At 71.5% G+C, this 13296-nt stretch carries 14 protein-coding genes; 1 reads left to right on the top strand and 13 read right to left on the bottom strand.

Annotated elements, in window-relative coordinates; genetic code table 11:
- Positions 1–7: 7 nt before the first annotated feature.
- The 13 genes from leuA to CVS47_RS07570 form a co-directional block, all read right to left on the bottom strand.
- The gene (gene leuA / locus CVS47_RS07510; RefSeq protein WP_127095526.1) at positions 8–1762 is read right to left on the bottom strand and encodes a 2-isopropylmalate synthase; all 1755 of its coding nucleotides are present in this window, start codon (positions 1760–1762) and stop codon (positions 8–10) included.
- A 348-nt stretch (positions 1763–2110) separates the two neighbouring features.
- Positions 2111–2386 (bottom strand): hypothetical protein, encoded by a 276-nt coding sequence (locus CVS47_RS07515; RefSeq protein WP_127095527.1) that lies wholly within the window; start codon positions 2384–2386, stop codon positions 2111–2113.
- A gap of 265 nt (positions 2387–2651) precedes the next feature.
- The gene (locus CVS47_RS07520) at positions 2652–3284 is read right to left on the bottom strand and encodes a GNAT family N-acetyltransferase (protein WP_127095528.1); all 633 of its coding nucleotides are present in this window, start codon (positions 3282–3284) and stop codon (positions 2652–2654) included.
- 12 nt (positions 3285–3296) lie between these two features.
- Positions 3297–4202: a GTPase Era gene (gene era / locus CVS47_RS07525; RefSeq protein ID WP_127095529.1), complete on the bottom strand. Its 906-nt coding sequence runs from the start codon at positions 4200–4202 to the stop codon at positions 3297–3299.
- The gene (locus CVS47_RS07530; RefSeq protein ID WP_127095530.1) at positions 4195–5547 is read right to left on the bottom strand and encodes a hemolysin family protein; all 1353 of its coding nucleotides are present in this window, start codon (positions 5545–5547) and stop codon (positions 4195–4197) included. Before CVS47_RS07530 ends, era begins: the two co-directional genes overlap by 8 nt.
- On the bottom strand, positions 5544–6014 hold the full coding sequence (ybeY, locus tag CVS47_RS07535; RefSeq protein WP_127095531.1) for an rRNA maturation RNase YbeY: 471 nt from the start codon (positions 6012–6014) through the stop codon (positions 5544–5546). The genes CVS47_RS07530 and ybeY overlap by 4 nt, the downstream gene beginning before the upstream one ends.
- Positions 6011–7054, bottom strand: coding sequence for a PhoH family protein (locus CVS47_RS07540; RefSeq protein WP_241240334.1), 1044 nt, complete (start codon positions 7052–7054; stop codon positions 6011–6013). Before CVS47_RS07540 ends, ybeY begins: the two co-directional genes overlap by 4 nt.
- A 64-nt stretch (positions 7055–7118) precedes the next feature.
- Positions 7119–7466 carry an HIT domain-containing protein gene (locus CVS47_RS07545; protein WP_127095533.1) on the bottom strand — a complete coding sequence of 116 codons (348 nt, stop codon included), beginning with the start codon at positions 7464–7466 and terminating at the stop codon, positions 7119–7121.
- A 78-nt stretch (positions 7467–7544) separates the two neighbouring features.
- Positions 7545–8282 carry a 16S rRNA (uracil(1498)-N(3))-methyltransferase gene (locus CVS47_RS07550; RefSeq protein WP_127095534.1) on the bottom strand — a complete coding sequence of 246 codons (738 nt, stop codon included), beginning with the start codon at positions 8280–8282 and terminating at the stop codon, positions 7545–7547.
- Positions 8283–8285: 3 nt separating this feature from the next.
- The gene (dnaJ, locus tag CVS47_RS07555; protein ID WP_127095535.1) at positions 8286–9404 is read right to left on the bottom strand and encodes a molecular chaperone DnaJ; all 1119 of its coding nucleotides are present in this window, start codon (positions 9402–9404) and stop codon (positions 8286–8288) included.
- Positions 9405–9465: 61 nt separating this feature from the next.
- On the bottom strand, positions 9466–10509 hold the full coding sequence (hrcA, locus tag CVS47_RS07560; RefSeq protein ID WP_127095536.1) for a heat-inducible transcriptional repressor HrcA: 1044 nt from the start codon (positions 10507–10509) through the stop codon (positions 9466–9468).
- 83 nt (positions 10510–10592) lie between these two features.
- On the bottom strand, positions 10593–11810 hold the full coding sequence (gene hemW, locus CVS47_RS07565; protein WP_127095537.1) for a radical SAM family heme chaperone HemW: 1218 nt from the start codon (positions 11808–11810) through the stop codon (positions 10593–10595).
- Entirely contained in the window at positions 11810–12454 is a 645-nt protein-coding gene (locus tag CVS47_RS07570) for a DUF1990 family protein (RefSeq protein WP_127095538.1), read from the bottom strand. Before CVS47_RS07570 ends, hemW begins: the two co-directional genes overlap by 1 nt.
- 70 nt (positions 12455–12524) lie before the next feature.
- Between CVS47_RS07570 and CVS47_RS07575 the strand changes: the two genes are divergently transcribed.
- Entirely contained in the window at positions 12525–13277 is a 753-nt protein-coding gene (locus CVS47_RS07575; RefSeq protein ID WP_127095539.1) for an AAA family ATPase, read from the top strand.
- Positions 13278–13296: the final 19 nt, after the last annotated feature.

Below are 13296 nucleotides of genomic sequence, written 5' to 3' on the forward strand. Positions count from 1 at the left end.
GCCGTGCTCAGACGGACGCGAGGGCGCCGCGGCGCGTGCGGATGGCGCGGTTGACGCCCGACACGATGGCCTTGAGGCTGGCCGTCGAGATGTCGCCGTCGATGCCGACGCCCCACAGGCGGTCGCCGTCGACCTGCAGCTCGACGTAGGCCGCAGCCTGCGCGTCGCCGCCGGCGCTGAGCGCGTGCTCGACGTAGTCGTAGACCGTGACGTCGAAACCGTGCTGGGCGAGGATGTCGACGAACGCGGCGACGGGTCCGTTGCCGCGGCCGGTCGCGGGCGCGGAGGCCTCGCCGTCACGCAGGGTCACCGACAGCTCGATATCGCCGGACATGTCGCTCGACGTGCGCGTGGAGAGCAGCTCGAAGCGTCCCCAGCGCTCGTCCTCCACAGGGGACGGCAGGTACTCGTCGGTGAAGATGTCCCAGATCTGGCTGCTGGTGACCTCTCCGCCCTCGGCGTCGGTCTTGCCCTGCACGACGCCGGAGAACTCGATCTGCAGCTTGCGCGGCAGGTCGAGGGCGTGGTCGCTCTTCAGCAGGTACGCCACCCCGCCCTTGCCAGACTGCGAGTTGACGCGGATGACCGCCTCGTACGAGCGGCCCAGGTCCTTCGGGTCGACCGGCAGGTAGGGCACGGCCCACTCGATCTCGTCGACCGACACGCCTTCGGCGGCGGCGCGGGCCTCCATGGCTTCGAAGCCCTTCTTGATGGCGTCCTGGTGGGAGCCGCTGAAGGCCGTGAAGACGAGGTCGCCGGCCCAGGGGCTGCGCTCGTGCACCGGCAGCTGGTTGCAGTACTCGGCAGTGCGCTTGACCTGGTCGATGTCGCTGAAGTCGATCTGGGGGTCGATCCCCTGCGTCAGCATGTTGATGCCCAGGGCGACGATGTCGACGTTGCCGGTGCGCTCGCCGTTGCCGAAGAGGCATCCCTCGATGCGGTCGGCCCCGGCCATGTAGCCGAGCTCGGCCGCTGCGATCGCCGTGCCGCGGTCGTTGTGCGGGTGCAGCGAGATGATGACGTTCTCGCGGTGGTCCAGGTGCCGCGACATCCACTCGATCGAGTCGGCGTAGACGTTCGGGGTCGCCATCTCGACGGTGGCGGGCAGGTTCAGGATGACCTTGCGCTCCGCCGTCGGGACGAAGATCTCCATGACCTTGTTGCACACCTCGGCGGCGAACTCGAGCTCGGTGCCGGTGTAGCTCTCGGGCGAGTACTCGTAGTACACGGCGGTCTCGGGGACCGTCTCCTCGTACTGCTTGCACCAGCGGGCGCCCTGCTGGGCGATGTCGATGATGCCCTGCTTGTCGGTGCGGAAGACGACCTCGCGCTGCAGCACGCTCGTGGAGTTGTAGAGGTGCACGATCGCCTGCTTGGCGCCGCGGATCGACTCGAACGTGCGGGCGATGAGCTCCTCGCGGGCCTGCACCAGCACCTGGATCGTGACGTCGTCGGGGATGACGTCCTCTTCGATCAGGTGGCGCACGAAGTCGAAGTCGGTCTGGCTGGCCGACGGGAAGCCGACCTCGATCTCCTTGTAGCCCATGCCGACCAGCAGGTCGAACATGATGCGCTTGCGCTCGGGGCTCATCGGGTCGATCAGGGCCTGGTTGCCGTCGCGGAGGTCGACGGCGCACCAGCGCGGGGCCGCGGTGATGCGGGCGTCGGGCCAGGTGCGGTCGGGCAGATCGACCCGCAGCTGCTCGTGGTACGGACGGTACTTGTGGATCGGCATGCCGGACGGCTGCTGGGTGTTCTTCATGATTCGTCGCTTCTTTCATCGCCCGATCGGGCTGGCAGAGTGCCTGAGGATGGCGGGCCGAACGACGAGCTCCGCGACGAGGGAGGCCCTAGAACGAGGACTCGTCGCGGCAGCTAAGAAGGAGCGAGGCCGCACGCATGGCTCGATGGTAGCAGGATGCCGCGGCCCGGTCAGGTCGCGCCGGCATCACGTGACGGGTGCCGGCGTGGCGTCCGCTCCGCTCCCGGCGAAGCTCGTTGCGGCATCCGGTCGGCGTCTGCGTGTTCAGCTGACGGCTGTCGTGGCATCCAGTCGGCGTCTGCGTGTTCGGGTGACGCTTGTCGCGGCATGCAGCCGGCGTCTGCGTGTTCAGGTGACGGTTGACGCGGCATCCGCCGGCCCGTTGCCGCATAAGCCGTCGACCGAATGGCCGGCGACCCGGATGCCGCGGACACCGGACACATCGGTGCGCAACTCCACGCGATCGCGCAGAAGCGGAGCCGCAGCATCCCCCACCGGCGCATACCGCTCCAATCCGTGGAGTTGCGCACGTGCGGATGCTGCGGCCGGCTCGGGCCGGTCGGGCGTCACCTCGCGGGAGCCGGGGTGGCATCCGGTCGCTTCAGGTGACGCGTGCTGCGGCATCCGGCGCTTCAGGTGACGCGTGCTGCGGCATCTGGTCGCTTCAGGTGACGGCTGTCGCGGCATCCGGTCGCTTCAGGTGACGCGTGCTGCGGCATCCGCCGGCTCATTCCCGCCGCAGCCGTCGACCGAGTCCCACGCGAGAACGGCGGGGCGGCGAGACAGCCGCGTCGGCGATGTCGCGCCTCTCGCGGCGCGTCGCTGCGCGACTCGGCATGCTCGGGTGACGCGGGCTGCGGCATCCGCCGGCCCGATTCCGCAGAAGCCGTCAGTCCAACCTGCCGGCGGGTGGACGAACACCCGCGGTCGCGCCTGCGCGGCGCGCGCGCCACTCGTCGGCGAGGATCGCCGTGTCGACCTCGTCGGCCCACCGCCCGTTGAACCAGGAGGCCTGGATGAGGTGCGCCTCCTCGCGCATGCCGACGCGTGCGGCCAGGGCTCGCGAGGCGGTGTTGTCCCCGTCGATCCTCGCCACCAGCCGCCGCAGGCCGTAGACCTCGAAGGCGGCGTCGATGAGGGCGGTGACCGCCTCGGTGGCGAGGCCGTGGCCCCGCGCCGCGGGGTGGGTCACCCAGCCGAGCTCGGCGGTGCCGGAGTCGGCGTCGAGGTGGAAGAGCACGAGGTCGCCGATGAGCACGTCGTCCGCTGCACGGACGACGGCCAGTGCCACGCCGCCGCGCTCTCCGTCCAGGGCGGTGCTGCCGAGGAGGTGGCCGATCCGCCCGCGGATGTCGTCCGCGCTCTGCGGATCGAACGGCAGGAAGCGGCACACCTCGGGGTCGCCGCGGTACGCGGTCATGGCGGGGATGTCCGCCTCCTCGAGGAGGCGGAGCACCAGGCGCGGGGTCTCGAGGCGCAGCGCCGACGGCGCGGGCGGCAGCGTGAAGGGTGTCGTGGCCATGACCGCCGGCCGTCAGAAGCCGAGGCGTCCGAGCTGCTTCGGGTCGCGCTGCCACTCCTTGGCGACGCGCACGTGCAGCGAGAGGAACACCCGCGTGCCGAGCAGCGGCTCGATCTCCGCGCGGGAGCGACGCCCGACGTCGGCGAGACGCGAGCCCTTCCGGCCGATGATGATCGCCTTCTGGCTGTCGCGCTCCACGACGATGTTCGCGAAGACGTCGGTGAGGTCGGAGTCCTCACGCGGCGAGATGTCCTCGATGGTCACGGCGATCGAGTGCGGCAGCTCGTCGCGCACACCCTCGAGCGCGGCCTCGCGGATCATCTCCGCGATGCGGTCCTCGGTCGACTCGTCCGTCACGACGTCCTCGCCGTACAGCGCGGGACCCGTGGGCATGAGGCGGAGCAGCTCGTCCGTCAGCACGTCGAGCTGCTCGGCGGTGAGGGCGGAGATCGGGATGACCGCGGCCCAGTCCTCGCGGAGGGCGTCCACCTCGAGCAGCCGCTCGCCGATCTGGTCGCGCGAGGCGGCATCGGTCTTGGTGACGATCGCGACCTTCTTCGCGCGGCCGTAGCCGTCGAGCGACTGGGCGATGCGCCGGTCTCCCGGGCCGATCTTCTCGGTCGCGGGCACGCAGAAGCCGATGACGTCGACATCGCCGAGCACCTGCTCGACGAGGCTGTTCAGCCGCTCGCCGAGGAGGGTCCGCGGCTTGTGGATGCCGGGGGTGTCCACGATGACGAGCTGGCCGGCCGGGCGATTGAGGATGCCGCGGATCGCCCGCCGCGTGGTCTGCGGCTTGTCGCTGGTGATCGCCACCTTCTCGCCGACGAGCGCGTTCGTCAGCGTGGACTTGCCGACGTTCGGCCGCCCCACGAAGGTGACGAAACCGGACCGGTGGTCCTCGGGGGTGTCAGACATGGGCGTCGCCCTTCCTGGAGAGCTGGATCTCGCCGGTCCGAGGACCGCGCGAGCGGGTGGAGACGTCATCGTCCTCGTCGTCGACGCCGGGCGTCTCGGCGCGCTCGACGATGACGGTGGAGATGCCGCGTCCGCGACCGCGCGAGGCGCCGCCGGTCATCAGCAGACCGGCGTACTCCGTCGTCGCGCCGGGCTGCGGCACGCGGCCGAGCGCTTTGCCGAGGAGCCCGCCGATCGAGTCGACGTCCTCGTCCTCGATGTCGAGGCCGAAGAGGTCGCCGACCTCGTCGAGGGCGAGGCGCGCGCTCACGCGGTACTTGCCGTCCGCGAGCTCGGCCACCTCGTCGGCGCGCGGGTCGTACTCGTCGGCGATCTCGCCCACGAGCTCCTCGATGAGGTCCTCGAGGGTCACGAGGCCCGATACGCCGCCGTATTCGTCCACGACGAGGCACACGTGCACCGCGTCCCGCTTCATCTGCTGCAGGAGCGTCTCGGCCTTCATCGACTCGGGCACGAACACGGCCGGCCGGGCGACGCGGGTGAGGGGCGCATCGCGCCACCCGGCCTCGTCGCTGAACCCGAACTGCACGAGATCCTTGAGGTACAGCATCCCGGTCACGTCGTCGGCCTCGTCGTCCACGATCGGGATGCGCGACACGCCTTTGTCGAGGAAGATCGCCATCGCCTCGCGGGTGCGTGCCGAGGAGTCGACCGTCACCATGTCGGTGCGCGGCACCATGACGGCGCGGACGAACGTGTCGGTGAAGTCGAACACCGAGTGGATGAGCTCCCGGTCGTCCTCCTCGATGAGGTCCTGCGAGGCGGCCTCGTCGACCATGCTCAGCAGCTGCTCCTCCGAGGCGAACCCGGTGCCCCGCGCGACACCGGGCGTCACGCGGTTGCCCAGCGCGACCAGACCGTGCGCGAGCGGGCCGAGGATGAGCCGCACGAAGCGGATCGTCGGAGCCGAACCGCGCAGCAGGCCCTTGGCGTGCTGCCGGCCCACGGTGCGGGGGCTCGCCCCGACGACGACGAACGAGATCCCCGACATCAGCACGGCCGCGGCGAGCACCGCCCAGCCGATGCTGTCGAACAGGAGCATGAACGCGACCGTCACCAGCACCGCGGCGGCGGTCTCGGCGACGATGCGGATGAACACCACGGCGTTCTCGTGCACGTCGGGATCGGCGGCGATCCGCGTCAGCGAGCCGGCGTTGCGTCCCTCTTCGCCGAGCTCGGCGAGGTCCGCGCGGGAGGTGACCCCGAGCGCGGCGTCGATCGCCGCCATGAGGCCCCCGAAGGCCACGAGCAGCAGCGCGGCGATCAGGAGCAGGGTCGCGGTCATGCTCTGCGTCGTCGGCGTTCGGAGTGCTGGAACCCGATGATGAGGTCGCGCTGCAGGGCGAACATCTCCTTCTCGTCGTCCGGCTCGGCGTGATCGAAGCCCAGCAGGTGCAGCAGACCGTGGGTGGTGAGCATGATGAGCTCGTCCATCATGGAGTGCTGCGCGGCGGCCGCCTGGGTCTCGGCGACCTGGGGGCACAGCACGATGTCGCCCAGCAGACCCGCGGGGGTGGGCATCTCCTCGGTGCCGGGACGCAGCTCGTCCATCGGGAAGCTCAGCACGTCGGTCGGACCGGGCTCGTCCATCCACTGCACGTGCAGCGCCTCCATGGCGCCCTCGTCGACGAGCACGATGGCGACGTCGGCGTCGGGGCTGACGTGCAGCTCGGCGAGATCGTGCTCCACCAGCCGCAGCAACACCGTCTCGTCGATGGCGATGGCGGACTCGTTGTTGATCTCGATCGTCATGAACGTGCCTGCTTCGGGAAGTGGTCGCGCGGACCGCCGCTGCGGGGCGGACCGCCACGGCGCTCGGTGCGGTTGGCGAACTCGGCCGCCTCGTCGCGTTCGCGACGGGCGACGAGCCGGCGCTCGTCATACTCGCTGTAGGCGTCGACGATGCGCCCCACGAGGTTGTGCCGCACGACGTCCTCGCTCGTGAGGTACGAGAAGTGGATGTCGTCGATGTGGTCGAGCACCCGTGTGACCAGGCGGAGGCCCGACGCGCCCTGCGGCAGGTCGATCTGCGTGATGTCGCCCGTGACGACCATCCGCGTGCCGAAGCCGAGACGGGTGAGGAACATCTTCATCTGCTCGGGCGTGGTGTTCTGGGCCTCGTCGAGCACGACGAACGAGTCGTTCAGGGTGCGGCCGCGCATGTAGGCGAGCGGCGCGACCTCGATGGTGCCCGTCGCCATGAGCTTCGGCACCAGCTCGGGGTCCATCATCTCGTTGAGCGCGTCGTAGAGCGGGCGGAGGTACGGGTCGATCTTGTCGGTCAGCGTGCCGGGCAGGAAGCCGAGTCGCTCGCCCGCCTCGACGGCGGGCCGCGTCAGGATGATGCGACTCACGTCTTTGCGCTGCAGCGCCTGCACGGCCTTCGCCATGGCGAGGTAGGTCTTGCCCGTTCCCGCCGGCCCGATGCCGAAGACGATCGTCGACTCCTCGATCGCGTCGACGTAGGCCTTCTGTCCCAGCGTCTTGGGGCGGATGACCTTGCCGCGCGACTGCAGGATGGCCTCGCCGAGCACCTCGGAGGGACGGGGACCGCCGCCGGCGTCCGCGGAGCGGCGCAGGATGCGGTTCGAGCTCGTGACGTCGGCGGGGTCGAGCCCCTGGCCGGCACGGGTCATCGCGAGGAGCTCCTCCACCAGCGAGCGGGCCGCGGCCACCGCGGCGGCCTCGCCGGTGAGGGTGATCTCGTTGCCGCGCACATGCACATCGACGCCGGGGTGCTCCTTCTCCACGACCCGCAGCAGGCGGTCCTGCGGACCCAGCACCTGCACCATCGCGACACCGTCGGCGTAAATGCGTTCGGTCACCGACTCCCCTCGTGCGGACTCGTCGTGGCGATCAGGCACCTGTGCTCTTTTCCTCGAGGCTCCCCGCGAGCACATGGGCGTGCACGTGGAAGACGGTCTGACCCGCGTTCGGGCCGGTGTTGAAGACGAGCCGGAAGTCGCCGTCGGCGTGCTCCCGGGCCATCCGGCCGGCGAGGGCCACGATCTCGGCGAGCAACGCGGGGTCTCCCTCGGCGAGCTCGACGACCGTGCGGTACTGCGGGGTCTTCGGAATGACGAGGAGATGCACCGGCGCCTGCGGCGCGATGTCGCGGATGACGAACGCGTTCGGCGTCTCCGCGACGATCTCGGCGGGGATCTCGCCCTCCAGGATGCGCGTGAACACGCTCGGCTCGTTCATGCCGCCATTCTATCGAGCGACCCGGTCGCCGGGTCGGCGACGGCGGCGGAACGACGGGCCGCTCGAAGACCCGGGCGGCTACCAGCGACCGAGGGCGGCGCTGACGACGGCGATCGCCGCCGGCCCCGCCGTCGACGTGCGCAGCACCGTGTCGCCGAGCCGCACCTCCTGCGCACCCGCCGCCCGCAGGGCGGCGAGCTCGGACGGGTCGATCCCGCCCTCGGGGCCGACGACGAGCACGACGTCGAGGGTGTCGGCGGCATCGAGCTCCACCCCGGTGAGGGCGAGCTCCGCGGTGGGCTCGAGCACCAGCATCCGGGATGCTGCGGCCCGTGCCGTGAGGCCGCTCGTCGTCTCGACCGGCTCGACCTCGGGCAGCCACGCGCGGTGGGCCTGCTTGGCGGCCTCCCGGGCGATCGTCGCCCAGCGCGTGCGGCCCTTCTCCGCCTTGGCGGCGTCCCAGCGGGAGACGCTGCGGGCGGCCCGCCAGGGGACGATCGCGTCGACGCCCAGCTCGGTGGCGGCCTGGACGGCGAGCTCGTCGCGGTCGCCCTTGGCTAGCGCCTGCACGAGCACGATGCGCGGCGCGGGGGCCGCGGCATCCGTCCGCTCGGCGACGCGCACGACGACCTCGCGCGGCGACACGCTCTCGCACGTTCCTCGGAGCCAGGCGCCGCGGCCGTCGCCGAGAGTCACCTCTTCGCCGACGCGCACGCGCCGGACGACGGCGGCGTGGTGGGCCTCGGTGCCGGAGAGCGTCACCGTGTCACCGGGCCGGGCCTCCCCCGCCTCGTCGACGAGGAAGTGCAGCGCCACGGATCAGCCGTTCCGGAAGCGGTCGCGCAGCTTGGAGAAGAGTCCCTGGTGGAACTCCGACAGGTGCGGCGCCGGCGCCTTCATCTTCTTCGCGAGGTCTTCGACGAGCGCGCGCTCCCGGCCGTCGAGCCGCGTGGGCGTCACCACCTGCACGCCGACGCGGAGGTCGCCGCGCTGCGAGCCGCGGAGCGGGGTGATGCCGCGGCCCTTGATGGTCAGCACGTCGCCGGCCTGCACTCCCGGGCGCACCTCGAGCTCCACCGGTCCGTCGAGCGACTCGATCGTGGTGCGCGTGCCGAGGATGGCGTCGGGCATCGACACCTCGAGGGTGGCGAGCAGGTCGTCGCCGTCGCGGCTGAACCTGTCGTGCGAGGTCACGGTGACCTCGAGGTACAGGTCGCCGTTCGGGCCTCCCGCCGGTCCGACCTCGCCGGAGCCGGGGAGCTGCAGGCGCAGCCCGGTCTCGACGCCGGCGGGGATGTCGAGCGAGACGGTGCGGCGGGCGCGCACGCGACCCTGACCCTGACAGGTGCCGCAGGGGTACGGGATCGTGGTGCCGTAGCCCTGGCAGACGTTGCAGGGCTGGTTGGTGACCACGTTGCCCAGCAGGCTCCGCACGGTGCGCTGCACCTGGCCGGAGCCGTGGCAGATGTCGCAGGTGACGGGTGACGTGCCCGGCTGGCAGCACGAGCCCTCGCAGGTCTCGCACAGCACGGCCGTGTCGACCTCGAGGTCGCGGTGCACGCCGAAGACGACGTCCTTGAGATCGAGCGTGACGCGCACGAGGGCGTCCTGACCGCGCTCGGCGCGCGAGCGCGGACGGCCCGCGCGCTGGCCGCCGCCCGCGCCGAAGAAGGTCTCGAAGATGTCGCCGAAGCCGCCGAACCCGGCGCCGCCCCCGCCGCCGAAGGGCGAGTCGCTGCCGCCCATGTCGTAGCGGCGGCGCTGCTCGGCGTCGCTCAGCACGTCGTAGGCGTGGGTGACGAGCTTGAAGCGCTCGGATGCCTCTTCGCCCGGGTTGACGTCGGGGTGCAGCTCGCGCGCGAGTCGCCGGTACGCCTTCTTGATCTCGTCGGGGGTCGCCTCGCGCGAGACGCCGAGGACCTCGTAGTGGTCAGCCACAATCGCCTTCCTGCCCGCGGTGGCCGCGGGGATCGTTCGTGACGGATGCCGTCGGCGCCGCTCAGTGAGCGGCGTCGTCGTCTTCGAGCATCCGGGTGAGATAACGCGCGACGGCTCGCACCGCCGCGAGGTTCTGGGGGTAGTCCATGCGGGTCGGGCCGAGGACGCCGACGCGCGCGCGGGCGCGGGTGGCGTCGTAGTCGCTCGCGAGCACCGACGCCTCGGACAGGCCGAACGGCTCGTTCTCGCGGCCGATGCTCGTCGCCAGACCGTGCTCGTCGGCGACCATCTCGCTCATGAGGCGCAGCAGCGTCACCTGCTCCTCGATGGCCTCCAGCAGCGGGTAGATGCTGCCGCGGAAGTCGGACTCGCGCCGCGCGAGGTTCGCGGTGCCGGCGAGCAGCATCCGGTCCTGACGGAACTCGTCGAGCTCCTCCGAGATGACGGCGGCGATGGTGCGGACGGCGTCGGACTCGCCGGGGCGGGCGTCGACCGGTGGCCCGGCGATCATCTCCGCGACACGGGCGACGGCGGTCTTGACGGACAGGCCGACGACGAGCGCCGACAGCCGCGTGCGGATGCGGGCGACGGCCTCGTCGTCGAACTCGCGGCCGACGACGGCGATCCGCTGCGACACGCGGCCGGTGTCGGTCACGACGATGACCAGCATCCGTCCCGAGCCGAGGCTCACCAGCTCGACGTGCGTCACGGAGGCACGCGCGAAGGAGGGGTACTGCACGATCGCCACCTGGCCGGTCAGCTGGGTGAGCGCGCGGACGGTGCGCGCCAGCACGTCGTCGAGGTCGGCCGGTCCGTCGAGGAAGGCCGAGATCGCGGTGCGCTGCGCCGGGGTCAGCGGCCGCAGCTCGGCGAGGTGGTCGACGAACACGCGGTAGCCCTTGTCGGTGGGCACCCGACCCGACGACGTGTGCGGAGCGGCGATGAGCTCCTCGTCCTCGAGCAGGGCCATGTCATTGCGGATCGTCGCGGCCGACACCCCGAAGGCGTGACGCTCGACGATGGTCTTGCTGCCGACGGGCTCGTGGGTGTCGACGTAGTCCTGCACGATCGCTCGCAGCACCTGCAGTCCGCGCTCGGTGACCATGTCGACTCCTCCCCACGGTCTGGCACTCGTTGGTCTGGAGTGCCAATTCTACCGGATGCCACGGCTGCCAGCCGGGAGCGCGGTCAGGGTGTCAGCGCCCGCACGACGGCGTCGGCCAGCAGCCGTCCGCGAAGGGTCAGCACCACCCGGCCCTGGAAGGCCGCCGGCCCGTCGACGAGACCGTCGGTGATGAGGGCGGCGATCGCGTGCCGGCCCTCGCCGAGGAGCTCCGACACGGGCAGGCCGTCGCGGATGCGGCTGCGCAGCAGCACGTCCTCCAGGCGCCGGGCCTCGGCGTCGGGACGCTCGCGTCCGGCCGCGGGCGACTGCCCGGCGTGCAGCCGCTGGGCGTACGCCGCCGGGTGCTTGACGTTCCAGAACCGGAGGCCGTCGATGTGGCTGTGCGCCCCCGGGCCGAAGCCCCACCAATCCGAGCCCCGCCAGTACGCGAGGTTGTGGCGGGAGCGGTGGGCCGGACTCCGCGACCAGTTCGACACCTCGTACCAGTCGAACCCGGCGGCATCCATCCGTGCGTCGGCGAGCTCGTACATGTCGGCCTGCAGGTCGTCGTCGGGAGCGGTGACCTCGCCGCGGCGGATGCGGCGGGCGAGCTTCGTGCCCTCCTCGATGATGAGCGCGTAGGCCGAGACGTGGTCGGGCTCGAGGGCCAGCACCGTCTCGAGCGAGCGCCGCCAGTCGTCGAGCGACTCCCCCGGCGCGCCGTAGATGAGGTCGAGGCTCACCTCGAGGCCGGCCGCACGTGCGGCGGCGACCGCCGTGTCGACGTTGCGGGGATCGTGCGTGCGGTCCAGCACGGCGAGCACATGCGGCACGGCGGACTGCATGCCGATCGACATCCGCGTGACCCCGGCCTCGGCCAGCTCGGCGGCCGCGGCATCCGTCACGGTGTCGGGGTTCGCCTCGACGGTGATCTCCGCACCGGGGGCGAGGCCGAAGGCGTCGCGCACCCCCTGCAGCATGCGGCCGAGGTCGCCGGGCGGCAGGAGGGTCGGCGTGCCGCCGCCGAAGAACACCGTCGCGGCCGGTCGCAGGGAACCGGCCTGGGACAGGATGCCGCGGGCCAGGGCGACCTCGTCGAGCAGGGTGTCGGCGTACTGGTCCTGGCGCGCGCCGCGCAGTTCGTCGGACGTGTAGGTGTTGAAGTCGCAGTAGCCGCAGCGCACGCGGCAGAACGGCACGTGCAGGTAGACCGAGAAGTCCGTCTCGGGACGGGCGCGGACGTCGTCCGGCAGCCGGCCGTCGAGGGGTGCGGGATCGCCGAGCGGAAGGGCCGCGCCCATCAGGACGTGTACAGCGGCGAGATGGCCCGCAGGTACCGCTGGAAGAGGGCCTTGCGGCGGCGCCGCACGAGGGCGGGGAACACCCGGTAGGCGAGGGCGACGGGCGCGTCGAACGCGCGGACGGTGAACCACACCTCGTCGTTCGGGTACCACTCGATGAGGAAGGACTCCTCGCCGCTGACGACCGAGCTGCCGACCGTGCCGAGCGCGAAGCCCACACGCCGGGCCTCCTCGATGGCGAAGATCACGCGCAGCTCCGCGTCGGCGTTCATGCCGTCGACGCGTCCGTGCAGGCGGATGGTCGTGCCGGGGCCGACGTACGGCGTGCCGTCGGTGTCGAAGCGCTGGTCGGCCTCCAGCCGGCTCGGCGAGACGGCGTTGCCCTCCTCGTCGAAGCTGACGCCGGAGTACATGGGGCCCGCCGCGGGGCGCACGTCGCTCAGCCGGAGGTCGCCGCCGCGCTGCGCGGACCACGACAGCAGGGCCTCCCCGGCGGTCTCGAAGCGCGCCTGCCCGCTGCCGATCCGCCATGACTCCTCGGCCGGGATGCTGCGCTCCGGCGGGTACTGCATGAGGTCGCTGGCCTGCGTGCCGCCGACGGCGGCATAGTCGACGGTCTCGTCCCTGAACGTCCCACGGCGCATGCCATCAGCCTACCGATCCGCCCTGTGTGACTTCTCGGGACGTGTCGCCGGTGCGTGCGAGACTGCGCGCATGCGCGCCTCCGACTTCCGCCAGCAGCCCGTGGTCGCCGTGCACGCGCGGCCGCCGGCCGACCTGCAGGACAGCCGCCCCGACCCGCAGCGGTGGCCCGTCACCATCCCCGCCGTCGCACAGCTGCTGTCCGACGGCCTCGAGCTCGATCCCGGCGTGACGTTCCTCGTGGGCGAGAACGGCTCGGGCAAGTCGACGGTGCTCGAGGCGATCGCCATCGCCTACGGCTTCGGCGCCGAGGGCGGCTCCGCCTCCTCGCAGCACCGCACACGCGTGTCGGAGTCCGACCTGTCGAGGTGGCTGCGACTCCAGCGCGGGGTCGGCGCGCCGCGGTGGGGCTACTTCCTGCGCGCCGAGACGATGCACTCGTTCTACACCTACCTCGAGCAGAACCCCTCGTCCGTACCCGAGCCGAGGTTCCACGAGATGAGCCATGGCGAGTCGTTCCTCGCGATGTTCCAGTCCCGCTTCGACTCCCCCGGCTTCTACTGCCTCGACGAGCCCGAGGCCGCGCTCTCGTTCTCCTCGACGCTGGCGCTCATCTCGACGCTCACGGGCATCGTCGCCGACGGCGGACAGGTGCTGTGCGCGACGCACTCGCCGATCCTGGCGTCGCTGCCGGGCGCTCGCATCCTCGAACTCGGGCCGTGGGGCCTGCGCCCGGCGCACTGGGACGACCTCGAGCTCGTCGCCCACTGGCGGTCCTATCTCGCCGGTCCGCAGCGCTACCTGCGGCACCTGCTGTCGGACTGAGCGGATGCTGCGGCCCGCG

The sequence above is a fragment of the Microbacterium lemovicicum genome (genome assembly GCF_003991875.1).
Lineage (GTDB): Bacteria > Actinomycetota > Actinomycetes > Actinomycetales > Microbacteriaceae > Microbacterium > Microbacterium lemovicicum.